This window comes from Phaeobacter sp. CECT 5382 (genome assembly GCF_001457775.1).
Taxonomy (GTDB): domain Bacteria; phylum Pseudomonadota; class Alphaproteobacteria; order Rhodobacterales; family Rhodobacteraceae; genus Pseudophaeobacter.
Genome location: NZ_CYSG01000006.1, coordinates 86,083 through 104,041, shown reverse-complemented (window position 1 = coordinate 104,041; position 17,959 = coordinate 86,083). Strand labels below are relative to the sequence as shown.

Here is a 17,959-nt window from a genome sequence, read left to right as displayed (position 1 = left end):
ACATGACCACCGAAGTGCGTGTGCCCACCCTGGGTGAATCCGTGACCGAAGCTACCGTAGCCACCTGGTTCAAGAAACCTGGCGATACCGTGGCCCAGGATGAAATGCTCTGTGAGCTGGAAACCGACAAGGTTACCGTCGAAGTGCCCGCCCCTGCCGCAGGTGTGCTGGCCGATATCGTCGCCAACGAAGGCGACACAGTTGGCGTTGATGCGTTGTTGGCCAATATCTCGGCCTCTGGTGCCGCCGCGGCCCCAGCGCCAGCCGCTGCAGCAGCCCCTGCTGCCGCAACACCAGAAGCTTCCGGTGGCAGCACCGATGTTATGGTGCCAACCTTAGGTGAATCCGTGACCGAGGCGACCGTCTCTGTCTGGTTCAAAAAGGTCGGCGATACCGTGGCGCAGGACGAGATGCTCTGTGAGCTGGAAACCGACAAGGTCTCGGTTGAAGTGCCCTCGCCTGCTGCGGGTGTGCTGGCAGAAATCACCGCTGCCGAAGGCGCTACTGTTGAAGCCAGTGCCAAGCTTGGTGTCATCTCGGGTGCGGGTGCAGCCGTAGCGGCGGCGCCAGCCGCAGCCCCCGCTGCAGCTGCAGCTCCTGCCGCCGCAGGCAAGGACATCGCCAATGCGCCATCGGCGGAAAAAGCCATGGCCGAGGCCGGGCTTTCTGCCGCCAATGTGGCAGGCACCGGTCGTGATGGTCGGATCATGAAAGACGATGTGGCCCGCGCTATGGCAGCAGCCGCTGCAGCACCGGCCCCAGCCGCCGCAGCTCCCGCGCCACGTGCCCCTGTCGCCGCAGACGATGCGTCACGCGAGGAACGGGTGAAAATGACCCGCCTGCGTCAGACCATCGCCAAGCGTCTGAAGGAAAGCCAGAACACCGCAGCCATGCTGACCACCTACAATGAGGTGGACATGGGCGAGGTGATGGCGCTGCGCAATCAGTACAAAGACCAGTTCGAAAAGAAACACGGTGTGCGTCTGGGCTTCATGTCCTTCTTCACCAAGGCCTGCTGCCATGCGCTGAAAGAAGTGCCCGAGGTCAATGCCGAAATCGACGGCACCGATGTGGTCTACAAAAACTTCGTGCACATGGGCGTGGCCGCCGGCACCCCGACCGGCCTGGTTGTTCCAGTGATCCGTGACGCCGATGCCATGTCCTTTGCCGAAATCGAAAAAGCCATCTCGGAAAAGGGCAAACGCGCCCGTGACGGCAAATTGTCGATGGCAGAGATGCAGGGCGGCACCTTCACCATCTCCAATGGCGGCGTCTATGGCTCGCTGATGTCTTCACCGATCCTGAACCCACCGCAGTCCGGCATTTTGGGCATGCACAAGATCCAGGACCGCCCCATGGCGATCAACGGTGAAGTCGTCATCCGCCCGATGATGTATCTGGCGCTGTCTTACGACCACCGCATCGTCGACGGCAAAGGCGCTGTGACCTTCCTGGTCCGCGTCAAAGAAGCGCTGGAAGACCCACGCCGCCTGCTGATGGATCTGTAAAACTTGTATGAAGAAGTCTCCCGAGACGAGAGCCTCGGGAGACTATCAAAACTTGTGTTCTTCAATCTTTGGGGCCCGCATGAAGAATGTACTGGTTTTGGTGTTGGCCTTGTTGCTTCTGACCTTTGGGGCGACGATCGCTTATATCGAAAACCAACGTTATGCACGAGCGCTAGACATGTATCCCAGTATGAAACAGGAAAGTGATCAAGAGCACGTAGAGTGTCTTTCCCTGGCTGAAACGGGCACTCATGACCTCTGGCATCTGTTTTTCGCAATTAGAGAAAGACTGCTCTCACTATGACCACCGAACTCACCATCCTCACCCTCGCTGGGCTGCTGCAATGCCTGCAGTTCTTCGCCTATTCCTTTACCGCCAACCGACAGGTCAGCCGCAAGGTGGCGCTTGGCCCGCGCGACGAACCCGTGCAGCTCACTGGCACGGCCGGGCGGCTGAAACGTGCGCTGGAAAACCACTTCGAGGGGCTGATCCTCTTCACCATCGCCTGCCTGGTGGTCACGCTGGGCGATCAGTCCACACCTTTCACCACGGGCTGCGCCTGGACCTACCTCGGCGCGCGCATTCTCTATGTGCCCGCCTATGCCCTGGGGCTTACCCCATGGCGCTCCATCGTCTGGGCCATCGGCTTCTTCGCCACGACATTCATGTTGATCGCGGCCCTGCTATGAGCTTTCATCTTTCCATAATAATTCCGGGGGAGGCCCGCATGGGCTGGGGGCAACGCCCCCTCCTCTCCCATCAACCGCAAAGGACCCTCTGAAAATGGCATCCTACGACGTAATCATCATCGGTGCGGGCCCCGGCGGCTATGTCAGCGCCATCCGCTGTGCCCAGCTGGGTCTGAAAACCGCCATCGTAGAGGGCCGCGAGACCCTCGGCGGCACCTGCCTCAACATCGGCTGTATCCCCTCCAAGGCGCTGTTGCATGCAACCCATATGCTGCACGAAGCCGAGCATAACTTTGCCGGTATGGGCCTCAAAGGGAAGTCGCCTTCGGTCGACTGGAACCAGATGAAATCCTACAAGGAAGATGTCGTTGGCCAGAACACCGGCGGCGTAGAATTCCTGATGAAAAAGAACAAGATCGACTGGCTGAAAGGCTGGGCCTCGATCCCGGCGGCCGGTCAGGTCAAGGTCGGCGATGAAACCCACACGGCCAAGAATATCGTCGTGGCCACCGGATCTGTGCCCTCTTCCCTGCCCGGTGTCGAGGTCGACGAGAAGGTCGTCGTCACCTCCACCGGTGCGCTGGATCTGCCAAAGATCCCCAAGAAAATGGTGGTGATCGGTGCCGGCGTTATCGGGTTGGAACTTGGCTCGGTCTATGCCCGTCTGGGGTCTGAGGTCACCGTGGTTGAATACATGGATGCGGTCTGTCCGGGGATGGACAAGGACGTCCAGCGTGGCTTCAAACGCATCCTGGAAAAGCAGGGCCTCAACTTCATCATGGGCGCCGCCGTTCAGGGTGTCGAGGCCAGCAAGACCAAGGCAAAGGTAAAATACCAGCCCAAGAAGGGCGGTGATGAAGAAGTCATCGACGCCGATGTGGTGCTGGTGGCAACAGGCCGCAAACCCTATGCTGACGGTCTGGGACTGGACGCCTTGGGCGTAAAACTGACCGAACGCGGCCAGATCGCAACAGACGCCCAGTGGCGCACCAATGTGCCCGGTATCTTTGCCATTGGCGATGTGATTGAAGGCCCGATGCTGGCCCACAAGGCCGAAGATGAAGGCATGGCGGTCGCCGATGTGATCGCAGGCAAACATGGTCACGTGAACTACGGCGTCATCCCCGGTGTGGTCTACACCACACCAGAGGTCGCCACCGTGGGCGCCACCGAAGACGCGCTCAAGGCCGAGGGTCGTGCGATCAAGGTGGGCAAGTTCAACTTCATGGCCAATGCCCGCGCCAAGGCCGTGCATCAGGCCGAAGGCGGTTTTGTCAAACTGATCGTAGACAAGGAAACCGACCGTATTCTGGGTGCCGCCATCATTGGTCCCGGCGCCGGCGATCTGATCCACGAGCTTTGCGTTGCGATGGAATTCGGCGCCTCTGCCGAAGACGTCGCCCTCACCTGTCATGCCCACCCCACCTATTCCGAGGCCGTGCGTGAAGCCGCGCTTGCCTGTGGTGGCGGCGCAATTCACAGCTGATCCGCCCTTCTTTCTTTTCGCGGCACAAAGGGGCAGTCCTTCGGGGCTGCCTTTTTTGGTTGGCACTGCGGTTTTTCCCGGCTCTACTTCAGGTTAGACAACCACAGGAGGACACAGCATGGCCGTCTCACTACAAGTGATCTATCCGATCAGTGATAGCAGTACATTTGACCATGACTACTACGCCGACACTCATATGAAACTGGTAGCCAAACACATGGGAGAGTATATCGACCAGGCTCTGGTGACCAAGGGCATCGCCGGTGGCCCCAAAGAGCCCCCTGCCTATCATGCGGTGGCAACAATGGTCTTTGCCGATCAGGCTTCTATGTCAGCCGCGATGAAGCAGTCGGGGCCGGTGATGGCAGATGTTGCGAATTTCACCAACCTGCAGCCACAGGTCCTGATCGGAGAGGTCGTCAGCTAAGGTACCTGTCAGCGACCGAATCTGGGTGGTTTGGGATAGAGAATAGGCCGGTGGTAAAAAATTTCCACCGGCCTGAACAGCCGTTGGGCTGTATCACGTGAGTGCTGCCGCAACCATCGGGCATGGATGCGCGTTGCTATCGCAGCGGACCTAATCATTGGTTCCGTCGCTGCATTTTCAAATACTCCAACTTCATGAAGATATATTCAAGATCTATGTTAAATTCAGGCCTCGTGCGTGATTTGACCTGCTACCACATGGTCTTTTCTGCGCGTGCGCCCCAGGCCTGATCGTAGGCTTGCCCCCCTTCTTCACCATCGGTCTGTTCCGCCAGGATCTCCCCGATGCTGGGCAGGCCTGTACTCTCATCGATACCTTTCCAGGTGCCGGCCCGCATCAGAGCACGGGCGCATTGGCTGTAGATTTCATCGATGACAATCACTGTCACTGTAGCGGGCTGTTTGCCGTTGCGATCAAACCGGGCGCGCAGGTCAGCATCGGCCGTCACCCGCGCACTGCCGTTGACGCGCACCACATTGTTGGAGCCCGGCACCAGAAACATCAGCGAAACCCGCCCGTCGCGGATAATGTTGCGCAACGAATCCAGTCGGTTATTGCCACGCCAATCCGGCAGCGCCAGGGTGCCTGGATCCAGCTCCAACACCACCGGACCGTCATCACCGCGCGGGCTATCGTCAGTGCCGTCGGGGCCAACGGTGGTCAGCATGCAAAGCTTTGAAGCCATGATCCATTGGCGATAGAGCGGCGTCATCCGACGCGCGACTTTTCGTAAAGAAGGCGCTCCCGGTGTCCCGTAAAGCGCCTCAAGGTCTTCGATGGTTTTAAGAATCTGCATCGGGGTCAAATCCTATCTCTCGCATCAAGGCGTCAGATCGCGCCTCGACCCGTTGCTCCAGAATTTCCATGAATTCCTTGCGGCCCAGCCCGGCTTCGATGGGGTCAAGAAACTCCACCACGGCGACGCCCGGTTTGCGCATGATCCCTGTACGCGGCCAGAGCACACCAACATTGGTGGCCACCGGCACACAGGGCTGGTTCAGCTGTTCATAAAGGACCCCGGTGCCGACCTTGTAATCCGCCTTGACGCCTGGTGCGACGCGGGTGCCCTGCGAATAGATGATCAGCTGACCGGCATCCTGACGCCCCGCCTTCACGTCCGCGACCATCTTGTCGATGGCAGCGCCCCGTTTGCCACGGTCCACCGCGACACAGTCCAGCAGCTTGGCATATTGGCCAATGACCGGCGTGCGCAGGATTTCCTTCTTCATGATGAATTTGGCCGTCGGCAGCGCCGTAAAGATCATCATGATATCAAGGAACGACTGGTGCTTGGCGGCGATCAGCACTTCTCCGGTTGGTGGCGTGCCGCGTACCTCGCAGCGAATGCCCACCATCAGTCGCGCGGTCCAGAACACCCAGAGCGAATAGCTTTTGCAGCAGGCCCGTGCGCCGCGTTTGCTGAAGATCGCCCAGGGGGCAAACACCAGACCAAAGATCGGCATCATGAAATAGATCTGAAACACAAAAAGAAACGACCGGAGCCATTGCAGGGCAAGCATCACGTCAAATCTCCCAGACGTTTTTTGGCCGCGCGGGTGGTGGCGGCAAAGGCCACCAGTGCGCCAAGCAGCGGAATAAGCAGCGGCAACAGCCAGGACCATCCCTGAAAGCCGAGCCCGGTGAGAAAGCCGCCCTCGTTGGAGGCCGCAGGCATCAGCCAGACGCCAAACATACCCAGCGCCATGCCAGCGGCAGATCCGCCCAGTGCGCGCAGGGTAAAGCGGCGGATAAAGGCATGCGCGATATAGCTATCCAGCGCCCCAACAAGGCGCAGAACCTCGATCACCTGCGCATTGGCGGCAAGGGCCGCATTGGCAGCAAGGGTGATCATCGCCGCAGTTGCCCCCGCGATCAGCAGGATCGACACCGCACCAAGGCGGCGCAGCGCGCGGGCGGCATCCACCAGCGGTGCGCGCCAGCGGGTATGGTCATCCAGCACCGCCCCGGGCACCTCTGCCTGCAAGCGCAGGCGCAGGCCAGTGCCGTCATAGCCGGGATCGTCTTCGATCACCTCGATCAGTTGCGGCACTGGCAAACTGTCGATTGGCAGGCCGGCACCAAACCAGGGCGCAAGCAAGGCGGCCTGCTCTTTCTGCGTCAGTGCCCGTGCCGAGGCCACGCCCGGCGTTTGTTGCAAAATCGCCAGGGCGGCCTCGGTCTGGGCCGAACGTTGATCAGCAGGCGCATTGATCCGCAGGGTGGCCGCGCGGGCCAGCTCATCCGCCCAGCGGGTCGCCAGCCGCCCCGAGGCCAGCGACAACGCCAGCGCAAAGACCGCCAAAAAGGCCATGGCTCCGGATACAAAAAGTGTCAGCTGTGCGGTAAAGCCGCTGGGGGGAACAACCCGGTCAGCCTGTGCATCGCCGACGATTAGTTTACGCAAACGTCCTTCGCTCATAGGTCTGCCCCCGCTAGGTGCAGCTGCTTGGCCGCGATCCTGAGTACCCGCGCCTGCACCTGATTTTTGGCAGCGCGGATCAGTGACATATCATGCGTGGCGACCAACACGGTCTTGCCCATGCGGTTCAGCTCGACCAGCAGCTGCAGCAATCGCTGCGACATTTCCCAATCGACATTGCCGGTGGGTTCATCCGCAATGATCACATCCGGCGACAAAATGACCGATCGGGCCAGTGCTGCGCGCTGGCGCTCGCCGCCAGACAGTTCAGGTGGCAGTGCATTGGCGCGATCCGATAGGCCAACCCAGTTCAGCAATTCGCGCAGGTTTGCTTCTTCGGCACCCAGATCCTTGCCCGACACGATCAGCGGCAAGGCAATGTTTTCGATCACCGGCAGATGGTCCAGAAACCGGCAGTCCTGATGCACCACCCCGACACGGCGGCGCAGATGCGCCATCTGGTCGCGATCCAGCCCCTGCACATCCATATTGAACGCGCGCACCCGTCCCGAGGTTGGGGTCAGCGCGCCATAGCAAAGTTTCAACAGCGTGGTCTTGCCCGCCCCGGACGGTCCCGTCAGGAAATGAAAGGACCCCGGCGCCAGTTTTACGGAGAGGTTGCTCAGCAGTTCGCCGCCCCCGTAGTTGTAGCCCACATTTTCCAGCTCTATCACGGCAGTCCCCTGGTTGCGCCCTGCCGTTTTGCCTCAGCGGGTCGCCAGTTTCAATGGTCGATGGATCGAGTCAGGGGTCAAAGCGGCCCCCCAAGCAGGCCCGGATGCGGCAATTGAAGCGATTGACCCTTTCGCGATGGCCCGGAACTGCCTATTGTCATTTGGAAATACTGCTGACAGCCACCCGGAGGTCTCCGGGTCCAAGGAGAACTCGATGCGCCTGACCTGTCCGAATTGCGGTGCCCAGTACGAAGTGCCGGATGACGTCATTCCCGAAGAAGGTCGTGACGTACAGTGCTCCAATTGCGGTGACACCTGGTTTCAGCATGCCGCAGGATTTGATCCAGGGGCTGCGGCAGCGGCGCAGGATTCTGCCCCCGACGCGGCATCACCCGCAGCGCAGCCGTCAGCAGAAACCGCACCAGAAACTGATACCGAGAGTGCCGAAGAGACAGCCCCGAGGCAGGAGGCCGAGATCGAAATCGGCACCGCGCCAGATGGTGAGTTTGCGACTTCTGATGCCTCGGGCGAGGCCAGTTTTGCCCATGAAGACACCGAGGCAAATGCGGCGAGCGACGCGGTCGATGCCCATACTGATGCCCCTGAAGATACGCTTGCAGAAACTCAGGCAGATACTCATGACGACCAACAGGGCAGTCGCAGCGAACCAGCGGCCCCACAGCAACGTGGATTAGATCCGGCGCTTTCGGGTATTTTGCGCGAAGAGGCCGAACGCGAAGCCAACCTGCGCGCAGCAGCCCCCCCGCAGGGGCTTGAAACCCAGCCCGGTCTTGGGCTGGATGACGTACCCGAAGATGAAAACGCGCGGCGGACCCGTCAGGCCAAGGACCGCATGGCGCGGATCCGCGGCGAAGACCCCCGCCGACTGGCTGCCGAAGCCAGCGGGCTGAAACGTGGTGTCCTGCCGGATATCGAAGAAATAAACTCCACTTTGCGCGCCAATGATACGGCCCCGATGCCAACAGCGGGCCCTGCGCTACCGGCACCGCGTAAATCCGGGTTCACCCGAGGGTTTGCTCTGGCAGTTCTTGTCATTGTGGCAATGGTGATGGTTTACAGCAACGCGCCTCAGATTGCTGAACAGATCCCGCAAGCAGATCCCTATCTCAGCAGCTATGTCACTTGGGTTGATCAGGCACGCCTCTGGCTGGACACCCAGGTCAAGGCGCTGCAGGCCCCGCAGGTTTGAGCTTTGCCCGTCTGAGTTTGAGAAAATAGTCTAACATTCTGATTTCGGAGTGTAGTCTCGCTTCAACGACCCTCGGACCGGCACTTCCTGACGCACTACCTTTGCTGTCCTTGCTGTGGCCCTGCTGCGGGTTGAGCCACAGCACCGTCTTGTACCTGTGCACCGTCTTGTACCTTTGCGACGTCTTGTACCTTTGCGACGTCTTGAACATGGCGAGTTTTCCAATCCGCAGCAGTGGGAGGATGCTTAAGAGCTTGCCTCAGAACTGATCCAAAAGACGTTCGATGTAGCTGCGTTCGCTTTCGCTGCGCCCCTGCTCACCGATCCGGCGGCGCAGCTCTTCCAAAAGATCCCAGGCCCGGCGGTGGGCGCGGCCTTCACCGATGCGCGCACCACGCTCGTCGCCTTGCCCCGAAGCGTTGCGATCCCGGCCCAGCGGGTCCGCCTGACCGGAAGATGACATCTGGCCCTGCCCCGGCTGCTGACCGGGTTGCTGGTTTTCCGCCAGCGCCTCTCCGAGAGCGCGCATGCCTTCGCGCAGCGCTTCCATAGCATCGGACTGACGATCGATTGCACCGGCGAGATCGCCCTGGCGCAGAGCCTCTCCGGCCTGATCCATCGCCTCACCGGCGCGGTCCAGTGCCTCGCGGGTCTGCGAGCCGCCCGCCTCATCGCCAAGTGGCAGGCCCTCCTGCTGGCGGCGCAGCTCATCACGCAGGGCCTGCTGACGGTCTGCCAGACTGCCGCCCTGACCGGGCTGTCCACCGCTCCCGTTCTGGCCCGGCTGCCCCTGCTGGCCGGCGCTGTCTTGACCAGACCCATCTTGGCCGGACCCGTCCTGACCAGACCCATTCTGGCCTGTATTTCCCTGACCTGAGCCCTGACCAGTTCCGCCTTCGTGCTGCTGACCGCGCCCCTGACCACCACTGCGCCCTTCATTGCTCTGGCTTTGTCCGGCTTGCGCATTGGGGTTGAATTGTTCCTGCAAATCCCGGAACGCCTGATCCGACAGCCCCTGCTGTTCACGCAGGGTCTCGCCCAGACCTTCCATGGCCTGTTGCCCCTGCGAGCCGCCTTCGCCCTGCTGGTTCTGGCTCATCCGCATGTTTTCCATCATCCGCTGGAATTCCTCGAGCGCCTGTTCAGCCTCGGCCATGCGGCCCTGTTCCATCAGCTCCTGGATGTGATCCATCATTGCCTGCAGGTCCTGCTGGCTCAGCGTGGTGCCCGCCTGTTGCTGCTCTCCGTCCTCTGCACCGGATTGCCGGTCCCGCTGCGCCTGACGCTGCAACTGGCGCATGTAATCCTGGGTCGCCTCGCGCAGCTTTTGCATCAGCTGGGCAATTTCTTCGTCACTGGCGCCATCCCGCATCGCCTGGCTCAGCCGTTCTTTGGCCTGCTGCATGCGCGCCAGAGCATCACCAATATCGCCCTCTTCTAAACTCTGCGCCAAAGCCCAAAGCGCCGCCGCGATCTCGTCTCTGGGCGGGCCTGACAGCCCCGGTCCGGCCTGTTCAGCCTGGGTGAACCCTTCGAGCCGCCGCAGAATGCCGCGCAGCTGCAGATAGCTTCCGGCCTCCCGGAAGATACTTGCTGGCCGATGCGACACCGCCCGCAGAACCTGCGCAATCCGACCCGCGTTTGCCCCTGACCAAAGAATATCCCGGCGTTGCTCTGCGACGGCAGCTGCGAGCGGATCAAAGAACCGCGGCGCCACCAGCAGCGCCCCAAGACCGGCCGTGGTCGTGCTTTGCCCTGCAGCATCCCGGACCGTAAAACTGAAGACAACCGGCAGGTTAGCCCAGGGATGTCCGGCAAAGTCCTCGATCAGAAACTCGCTGAATTCCTGTCGGCTGCCGCTCAAAGGCAGAGGCAATGGCAGGGTAATTACCTCTCGTGGCTCTGGATCCGGTCGCAACCCATGGCGGCGCTGCAAGGCATGTTCATCCAGCGCAATCCGCACCTCACCACCAATCACCCCATAGTCATCCTGCGCCATATAGGGCAGCGACAGGGCGCCGGCTTCGGTCAGTTCCGGCAATCCTGTCACCGAAATCTGCGGTGGCTTATCCGGCAGGACTGCGACAGACCAGCTGCGCCCGCCTTCGCCCCTGATTTCAAGATCACCGTTGCGCTGCACCTCAATGGCATGTTCTGGCGCTGTGGCCTCAACTGTGGCCCCGGTCTCCGTCCCAGCCGCAGACCCAATCGCAGCCCCAGTCGCAGTCCCCACGGTCCCAGCGACAGAAGCAGAAACAGTTTCCTTCAGGGCCAGCGCCCCAACCGATCCGTAAAACCGCAGGGTGATGCGACTGCCCTCTGGCAGCTCCAGCCTATCAGCCTGCTGATCATTCAGATACAGGACTGGCAGCCCGGTATAGCGCGGCGGCTCGATCCATCCTTCCCAGGAAGCTGTTACCACCCCAGCCTGCCCCCCCGGCACCATGGCCCCAAGGCTGCCCACCCGCCAGAGCGAGCCAAAGCCAAGTGCCATGACCAGGGCCAACAGCGCCACATAGCGCAGGGCAAAAGGGTCAGCCGCAGCGATACGCAGGTTGGGTGTTGGTGGTTTTGCTGCGGCTGCGGCCCGGGCCATGCGTTGTTGATGCGCCAGCCACAGCGCCATTGATCCGGCATCCCCGGCGCCAGTCGCCTGACTGTCGAGCAGGGCCCGCACGGGGCGCCCCGGCAGACTGGCATCCAGACGCGCCAGAGTTTCCGACTGACGCGGCCAGCGAAAATGCCACAGTCCCCAAGCCAAGGCACACAAGCTCGCCACAAGAACAAAAACCGCCCCGCTCCAGACTACCCCAAGAGGCAGCAGATCCAGCCCTCCCAGCATAACCGCAGCCAGTGTGATCATCAGAACCGAGGCAAGGGGCCAGAACGCGCGCAGGGCCCGTTCCGCCACCATGCCCGCCTGGGTCAGCCGAAGCGCCCAGCGCAGCGGCTGCAATCGTGGATCCCTTTTGCGGTTTCGCATCATCTCGGCTCTGCCTCCATCCGGCTTTGCGCTATGGCCGCGCATCCGAAATGAAGCCCCGGATGATTACAGCCACTCAGGGATGGTATCGCGATTTATCATTTCGTCATAGTCCGGCCTTGGGCGGATAACCGCGAATTGATCCCCATGCACCAGAACTTCGGGAATCAGGGGCCGTGAATTATATTCGCTGGCCATCACCGCACCATAGGCACCAGCACTGCGAAAGGCGATGAGATCGCCCGCATCCAGCGGCGGCATATTGCGTTCCTTGGCAAAGGTATCGCCCGTTTCACAGACCGGGCCGACGATATCATAGGGGCGACTTTCAATGCCTGCTTCGGGCTCTTGTACGGCCACGATATCATGATGGGCTTCGTACATGGCGGGGCGGATCAGGTCGTTCATCGCGCCATCCACAATCAAGAAATCACGGCCCTCACCGGATTTCACATAGATCACCTTGCTGACCATCAGGCCCGCATTGCCCGCGATCAGGCGGCCCGGCTCAATCTCGATCTCACAGCCCAGATGTCCCAGCGTTTCCTTGATCAGCTGACCGTATTCCACCGGCAGCGGTGGCGCCTCGTTGGAGCGGGTATAGGGAATGCCCAGGCCGCCGCCCAGATCCAGACGTTTGATGTCATGACCATCGGCGCGCAGGGTCTCTGTCAGCTCGGCCACTTTTTGATAGGCTTGCCGGAACGGCTCCAACTCGGTCAGTTGCGAGCCGATATGCACGTCGATTCCAACCACCTTGAGGCCCTTGAGGCTGGCGGCATGCGCATAGACGTCACGCGCGCGGGCGATGGGAATGCCAAATTTGTTTTCGGATTTGCCCGTGGCGATCTTGGCATGGGTCTTGGCGTCGACATCCGGGTTTACCCGAATAGTGATCGGTGCCACCTGCCCCAGCTCCAGCGCCACCGCGTTGATCACTTCCATTTCGGGCTCGCTCTCGACATTGAACTGCCGAATGCCCCCCGTCAGTGCCACGCGGATTTCCTCGGCGGTTTTGCCAACACCGGAAAACACGATCTTGTCGCCGGGCACACCAGCCGCTTTGGCCCGCAGGTATTCGCCCTGGCTGACCACATCCATACCCGCCCCGGCCTGCGTCAGAGTCTTAAGGATCGCCTGATTGCTCGCAGCCTTCATGGCATAGCAGACCAGATGATCCATGCCCTCCAGCGCTTCGTCAAACAGCCGGAAGTGGCGCTGGAGCGTCGCTGTGGAATAGACATAGAACGGAGTGCCCACAGCAGCCGCGATTTCGGCAACCGGCACATCTTCGGCGTAAAGCGCGCCGTCGCGGTAGAGAAAGTGATCCATACCTTGGCGATTAGCCAAAACCGGGTTCTGAGGCAAATGATTCCCACCTCATCGCCCGGCTTTCCTGCACCAAGCGCCTCAGATTTCAGAAGCGATGCGAAACGCCGACGCGGGCATAGCCAGAAACGGAAACACCGCTCTTTGCTGGTTTTTCCTGTTTCGGCTCGTCTTTGGGCGGCGTGGCATAGCTCTGTGGCAGATCACAGGCTGCCAGCGCAACAACGCCCAGCACCAAAAAAAGTCGTATCATCACGTGTTCCTTGACCTGTCGCGGGCCCCTAGTGCGGACATTTTTCCAAATCGAAGCCATTCGTGCTAGAAGCCAAGGAAGATATTCACCGGTCCCTTGTGCAGACCAACTGATCCACCGGCATGAACGCCACTGTTGGAGACACCAACGCCGGCATTCAGCGACGGGCGCACCGGCTCGCCATCGACGCCACAGGCGCTCACCAGAACCAAGCCAATCAGGCCAAAGATCCATCCGCGCATCATCTTGCCTCCGTTCAATGCCTTCTTGCGAAGGTAGCACCAATCTGGGGACGCAAAGAGCCTAAACAAGCTCCTTGCGCAGCATTTTCGTCAGCTCGGCGGCAATCAGCCCGCCAGGATCGTAGTCCAACGGGCCACCTGCGCACGCACTTGGGCGGGGGCGGTGCCACCATAGGACAGGCGCGAGTTTACCGAGTTTTCAACACCCAGAACAGTAAAGACATCCTGAGTGATCTCACCGTGCACGTTCTGCATGTCTGCCAGCGTCAGATCCGGCAGATCACAGCCACGGCCTTCGGCCAGTGCCACCAGCGATCCTGTCACGTGATGCGCATCGCGGAACGGCAAGCCCAGCACCCGCACCAGCCAATCGGCCAGATCGGTCGCCGTTGAGAAGCCTGTACCGGCAGCCGCCGCCAGCTCTTCGCGATTTGCCGTCATGTCCTTGACCATGCCTTCCATTGCGGCCAAGGCCAGCATCCAGCTGTCGGCGGCATCAAAGACCTGTTCCTTGTCTTCTTGCATGTCTTTGGAATAGGCCAGCGGCAGCCCCTTCATCACCATCATCAGCGCCGTGTTGGCACCAAAGATCCGGCCCACCTTGGCGCGGATCAGCTCGGCGGCATCCGGGTTTTTCTTTTGCGGCATGATGGATGAGCCCGTCGAGAAGCGGTCCGACAGGGTCACAAAGCGGAACTGCGCCGAGGACCAGATCACCAGCTCTTCGGCAAAGCGGCTAAGGTGAATGGCGCTGATTGAGGCCGCCGACAGGAACTCCAGCGCAAAGTCACGATCAGACACCGCATCCAGCGAATTCGCAGCTGGGCGGTCAAAGCCCAGCGCAGCGGCGGTCATGTCGCGATCAATCGGAAAAGAGGTGCCGGCGAGTGCTGCCGCGCCCAATGGAGATTCGTTCATGCGCTTGCGCGCGTCGCGCACCCGCGACAGATCGCGTCCAAACATTTCGACATAGGCCATCATGTGGTGGCCCCAGGTCACCGGCTGTGCCACCTGCAGGTGGGTAAAACCGGGCATCACCCAATCGGCACCGGCTTCGGCCTGCCCCAACAGCGCCTTGATCAGCGCCAACAGACCCGACTCAGCCGCATCCAGCTGATCCCGCACCCAAAGTTTGAAATCTGTCGCCACCTGATCGTTACGTGACCGCCCCGTGTGCAGACGGCCTGCAGGTTCACCAATCACCTCTTTCAGGCGGGCCTCGACGTTCATGTGGATGTCTTCCAGCGCGGTGGAGAACTGGAACGTCCCGGTCTCGATCTCTGACAAGACCGTGAGCAGGCCTTCCCGAATTGCCTCGGCGTCGTTATCGCTTATAACGCCTGTTGCAGCCAACATCGCTGCGTGGGCCCTGGAGCCAGCAATGTCTTGGGCTGCCATCCGCTTGTCAAAACCGATCGAGGCGTTGATCGCCTCCATGATCGCGTCTGGACCGGCGGCAAAGCGGCCGCCCCACATCTGGTTCGAGGCTTGATCTGTCATGGTGCAATCCCGGAGATAATATGCGTCTGTTACGTCAGCTTTCCCTTTATATGGCCCTGAGCTTGGGTGCAAATGCGGCCTTTGTCGCGCCTTCGGCTGCTGCGGATGTAGCCGCGCTGGAGGCCCTGCGTGCGGATAGCCTCAAACGTCTGGTGATCCATTCCAGCCCTCGCGATGTCTCGGATGCCGAATTCTTCCTCGAAGACGAGGGCGGCATGGCCTCTCTGCAAGACTACAAGGGCAAGGTCGTGCTGCTGAACTTCTGGGCCACCTGGTGCGCGCCCTGCCGCAAGGAAATGCCGCAGATCGCCGAGCTGCAGGAAGAATTCGGAGGAGAAGATTTCGAAGTTCTGACCATCGCCACCGGTCGCAACTCTCCCGCAGGCATCGAGAAGTTCTTTGCAGAAAACGGCATCACCAACCTGCCACGTCATCAGGACCCAAAACAGGCTCTAGCCCGCCAGATGGCGGTGATCGGCCTGCCGATCACCGTATTGCTGAACCGCGACGGTCAGGAAGTCGCGCGCCTGCTGGGGGATGCGGAATGGAATTCCGAAAGCGCCAAGGCAATCATTGCAGCAATGATCGCTGAGGCCGATCAGAGCTAATTCAGCTCTGTAGAATTTGACATGACTTTGGCCGCCCCTCCTCGGCCAAAGCCCTCCTTGCCGCAACGCCACCTTTGACAGCACGGCCCGGGGCCCGTCATTCTGAACGGGTACCGCGCTTTCAGGCGGAACAGGTACCGGGTTGTCGGGTACCGGGTTGTTAAGGAGGACCAAATGCCGCTGGAACTGCTGTTGATCCTTGTTATCGGCGGAATCGCTGCAATTGCGGTGCTCCTGCATCTGACCGGGCGCTCCAACAAGCGGGTGCTCAGCGCTGCCTCCGCGCGCGCAGCCTGGCAGCGGCAATTTCCTGAAAGCCGGGTTTCTCAGCTGATTGTCGCGGACAACGGCCATGCAGCCCTGATCCGAGACGCGGAGGCATCCGCGCCCCTTGGACTGGTGTGGTCCTTTGGTGCCGACACGGTGGCCCGCACCTTGCAGGATATTGATCTTGCCAGAACCAACGATGGCCTGCGCCTCAGCTTTGCTGATTATTCCGCGCCACGGGTGCTGTTGCATCTGACACCCACAGAAACGAATAGCTGGCAGCAGATGATCGCTGACCATTCCGCTATCAACTCCCCCCTAGCAGAGGCTTAACGCCATGGATCCGCTTACTCTTCCGGACGTGACCCAATTGGCCGTGCCGATTTTCATTGCTGCCATTCTGGGTGAATTTCTGTGGATCGCAATCAAAGGACGCGGTGGGCGCTACGAGACCCGTGATGCGGTGACCTCGCTGATCATGGGGGCAGGCAGTGTGGCCTCTGGCATTCTTCTGGGCTTTATCGCCTGGGGGTTTTTCATGCTGCTCTGGAGACTGACACCGCTCGATCTGGGCACCTCGATCTGGGTGATCGGCCTGTGTTTCATACTGGATGATCTGCGCTATTACTGGGTGCATCGCTTTGGCCACCGCATTCGCTGGGTCTGGGCCAGCCACGTCAATCACCACTCCAGCCAACACTACAACCTGACCACAGCACTACGCCAAACCTGGACCGGGACCTTTACCTTCATGATGATTGTGCGCGCGCCACTGGTGCTTTTGGGGTTTCACCCGGCGCTGGTACTGTTCGTGGGCGGGCTCAACCTCGTCTATCAGTTCTGGATCCACACCGAAGCCATCAAAAAGATGCCGCGCTGGTTTGAGGCGGTGATGAACACCCCCAGCCATCACCGCGCGCACCATGGCCGCAACCCGCGCTACCTCGATTGCAACTACGCGGGGGTCTTTATCATCTGGGACAAGATGTTCGGAACCTTTGTGCCCGAACAAGACGACGACCCGGTGGACTATGGCCTGGTTTTCAACATCGCCACCTTCAACCCTTTGCGGGTCGCCTTTCACGAATGGGTCGCCATCTACAAGGACGTGACCCAACCGGGCCTGACCTTGAAACAACGCCTCGCCTATGCCTTTGCGCCCCCTGGCTACAGCCACGATGGCAGCCGGGATAGCTCCGAGACGATCAAGGCCAAACATCTGGCGCGCAATCCAAAGGATGCCGGCAGCCCTGGCCTGTAGTTTCAACCTGTAGTTTCGGCCTGGCTCGCGCGCGTCTCTGCTGCCCCAGCGTCAGCGCAACAAAAAACCATTAGGATTTTAAATTTAAGGCAGAATTCACCCTTTTACCCGATGGTTCCCTCTGACGCATACTATGCCAAGACGACAGCTTGAACGGCGCATACCCAGGGGGTCGAAGTGATAAGCAAACAAAAATTGACACGGGCCAATTTGCCAGAAGGCGCTGAAGATCCGATTTCATCGGCAGTGGTGGCACGGGATGTCTCGACCCTGGACATGGTCGCAGAGGCGGTCAAACACAATCATACCATGCTGGCCTTTCAGCCCGTCATGCAGGCCCTGCCGCCGCATGAAACTGCCTTTTACGAAGGCTACATGCGGGTGCTGGATGCCACCGGTCGGGTCATCCCGGCCCGCGACTTCATGCATGTCGTCTATGACAAAGAAATCGGCCGCGAACTGGACTGCCTAGCGTTGCAACACGGGCTGCGCGCCCTGAGCAATTCGCCCCGGATTCGGCTTTCCATCAACATGTCAGCCCGGTCCATCGGATACCGGCGCTGGACCAAGGTGCTGGAAAATTTCCTGAAAAAGGATAAAAACATCGGTGAACGGCTGGTGTTGGAAATCACCGAAGCCTCGGCCATGGATGCGCCCGAACTGGTCATCGACTTCATGGACCGAATGCAGAAATACGGCATCGCCTTTGCGCTGGATAATTTTGGGGCCGGCACCACGGCAATCGGCCATTTCCGCGAGTTCTTCTTTGATGCCGTCAAGGTGGATGGCCAGTTCATTCGCGGCATCTGTTCCAATCTCGACAATCAGGCCGTGACCCGCGCTCTCGTGGGCATTGCCAAGCAGTTCGACATGCTGGTGGTGGCCGAATCCGTCGAAACTCAGGCCGAAGCAGAATTTCTGGTCTCCATTGGCGTCGATTGCCTGCAGGGTTTCCTCTATGGTGCCCCGACCGTCTCTCCGCCCTGGCTGGAAGAGATGAAAGAACGCAACCGCGCCTAAGATCCGGGCCTTGCGGACGACG

General features: G+C 60.3%; 19 protein-coding genes. 10 read left to right on the top strand and 9 right to left on the bottom strand.

Translation table 11 applies throughout. The annotated features are described in order from the left end of the window. The first annotated feature begins 2 nt into the window (after positions 1–2). The 5 genes from odhB to PH5382_RS08500 all read left to right on the top strand — a co-directional run bounded on the left by odhB (position 3) and on the right by PH5382_RS08500 (position 4,111). Positions 3–1,508, top strand: a complete 1,506-nt coding sequence (gene odhB / locus PH5382_RS08520; protein WP_058333944.1) for a 2-oxoglutarate dehydrogenase complex dihydrolipoyllysine-residue succinyltransferase — start codon at positions 3–5, stop codon at positions 1,506–1,508. 79 nt (positions 1,509–1,587) lie between these two features. Beyond that, the gene (locus PH5382_RS08515) at positions 1,588–1,812 is read left to right on the top strand and encodes a hypothetical protein (RefSeq protein ID WP_058333943.1); all 225 of its coding nucleotides are present in this window, start codon (positions 1,588–1,590) and stop codon (positions 1,810–1,812) included. Further along, positions 1,809–2,198, top strand: a complete 390-nt coding sequence (locus tag PH5382_RS08510) for an MAPEG family protein (RefSeq protein WP_058333942.1) — start codon at positions 1,809–1,811, stop codon at positions 2,196–2,198. The genes PH5382_RS08515 and PH5382_RS08510 overlap by 4 nt, the downstream gene beginning before the upstream one ends. A gap of 94 nt (positions 2,199–2,292) precedes the next feature. Next, on the top strand, positions 2,293–3,684 hold the full coding sequence (gene lpdA, locus PH5382_RS08505) for a dihydrolipoyl dehydrogenase (protein WP_058333941.1): 1,392 nt from the start codon (positions 2,293–2,295) through the stop codon (positions 3,682–3,684). A 118-nt stretch (positions 3,685–3,802) separates the two neighbouring features. Then, a complete protein-coding gene (locus PH5382_RS08500; protein WP_058333940.1) occupies positions 3,803–4,111 on the top strand; it encodes an EthD family reductase in 309 nt (102 codons plus the stop codon). Between the two features lie 250 nt (positions 4,112–4,361). Here PH5382_RS08500 and PH5382_RS08495 read toward each other — a convergent pair whose 3' ends face one another. From PH5382_RS08495 to PH5382_RS08480, 4 genes are read right to left on the bottom strand one after another with little or no spacing between them, the layout of a single operon-like run. Beyond that, a complete protein-coding gene (locus PH5382_RS08495; protein WP_058333939.1) occupies positions 4,362–4,967 on the bottom strand; it encodes a pyridoxamine 5'-phosphate oxidase family protein in 606 nt (201 codons plus the stop codon). Then, positions 4,954–5,694, bottom strand: a complete 741-nt coding sequence (locus PH5382_RS08490; protein WP_156414866.1) for a lysophospholipid acyltransferase family protein — start codon at positions 5,692–5,694, stop codon at positions 4,954–4,956. The genes PH5382_RS08495 and PH5382_RS08490 overlap by 14 nt, the downstream gene beginning before the upstream one ends. Further along, positions 5,691–6,590 carry a cell division protein FtsX gene (locus PH5382_RS08485; protein WP_058333937.1) on the bottom strand — a complete coding sequence of 300 codons (900 nt, stop codon included), beginning with the start codon at positions 6,588–6,590 and terminating at the stop codon, positions 5,691–5,693. Before PH5382_RS08485 ends, PH5382_RS08490 begins: the two co-directional genes overlap by 4 nt. Next, complete coding sequence (locus PH5382_RS08480; RefSeq protein WP_058333936.1) at positions 6,587–7,264, bottom strand: cell division ATP-binding protein FtsE; 678 nt, start codon at positions 7,262–7,264, stop codon at positions 6,587–6,589. Before PH5382_RS08480 ends, PH5382_RS08485 begins: the two co-directional genes overlap by 4 nt. Positions 7,265–7,478: 214 nt before the next feature. Between PH5382_RS08480 and PH5382_RS08475 the strand changes: the two genes are divergently transcribed. Beyond that, positions 7,479–8,474 carry a zinc-ribbon domain-containing protein gene (locus tag PH5382_RS08475; protein WP_058333935.1) on the top strand — a complete coding sequence of 332 codons (996 nt, stop codon included), beginning with the start codon at positions 7,479–7,481 and terminating at the stop codon, positions 8,472–8,474. Between the two features lie 259 nt (positions 8,475–8,733). On the opposite strand, the gene PH5382_RS08465 is transcribed toward PH5382_RS08475, so the two are convergent. The 5 genes from PH5382_RS08465 to argH form a co-directional block, all read right to left on the bottom strand. Beyond that, a complete protein-coding gene (locus PH5382_RS08465; protein WP_058333933.1) occupies positions 8,734–11,460 on the bottom strand; it encodes a TIGR02302 family protein in 2,727 nt (908 codons plus the stop codon). Positions 11,461–11,523: 63 nt separating this feature from the next. Next, complete coding sequence (gene lysA, locus PH5382_RS08460; protein ID WP_058333932.1) at positions 11,524–12,789, bottom strand: diaminopimelate decarboxylase; 1,266 nt, start codon at positions 12,787–12,789, stop codon at positions 11,524–11,526. An 85-nt stretch (positions 12,790–12,874) separates the two neighbouring features. Beyond that, the gene (locus PH5382_RS19990) at positions 12,875–13,039 is read right to left on the bottom strand and encodes a hypothetical protein (RefSeq protein ID WP_197410025.1); all 165 of its coding nucleotides are present in this window, start codon (positions 13,037–13,039) and stop codon (positions 12,875–12,877) included. Between the two features lie 65 nt (positions 13,040–13,104). After that, positions 13,105–13,284, bottom strand: coding sequence for a hypothetical protein (locus PH5382_RS08455; RefSeq protein WP_058333931.1), 180 nt, complete (start codon positions 13,282–13,284; stop codon positions 13,105–13,107). A gap of 102 nt (positions 13,285–13,386) precedes the next feature. Continuing rightward, entirely contained in the window at positions 13,387–14,781 is a 1,395-nt protein-coding gene (gene argH, locus PH5382_RS08450) for an argininosuccinate lyase (RefSeq protein ID WP_058333930.1), read from the bottom strand. A gap of 20 nt (positions 14,782–14,801) precedes the next feature. Between argH and PH5382_RS08445 the strand changes: the two genes are divergently transcribed. From PH5382_RS08445 to PH5382_RS08430, 4 genes are all read left to right on the top strand, one after another. Further along, the gene (locus PH5382_RS08445; protein WP_197410024.1) at positions 14,802–15,389 is read left to right on the top strand and encodes a TlpA disulfide reductase family protein; all 588 of its coding nucleotides are present in this window, start codon (positions 14,802–14,804) and stop codon (positions 15,387–15,389) included. A gap of 174 nt (positions 15,390–15,563) precedes the next feature. Continuing rightward, entirely contained in the window at positions 15,564–15,989 is a 426-nt protein-coding gene (locus PH5382_RS08440; protein ID WP_058333928.1) for a hypothetical protein, read from the top strand. Positions 15,990–15,993: 4 nt separating this feature from the next. After that, a complete protein-coding gene (locus PH5382_RS08435; protein WP_058333927.1) occupies positions 15,994–16,917 on the top strand; it encodes a sterol desaturase family protein in 924 nt (307 codons plus the stop codon). A gap of 177 nt (positions 16,918–17,094) precedes the next feature. Then, complete coding sequence (locus PH5382_RS08430; RefSeq protein WP_156414865.1) at positions 17,095–17,937, top strand: EAL domain-containing protein; 843 nt, start codon at positions 17,095–17,097, stop codon at positions 17,935–17,937. Positions 17,938–17,959 lie beyond the last annotated feature (22 nt).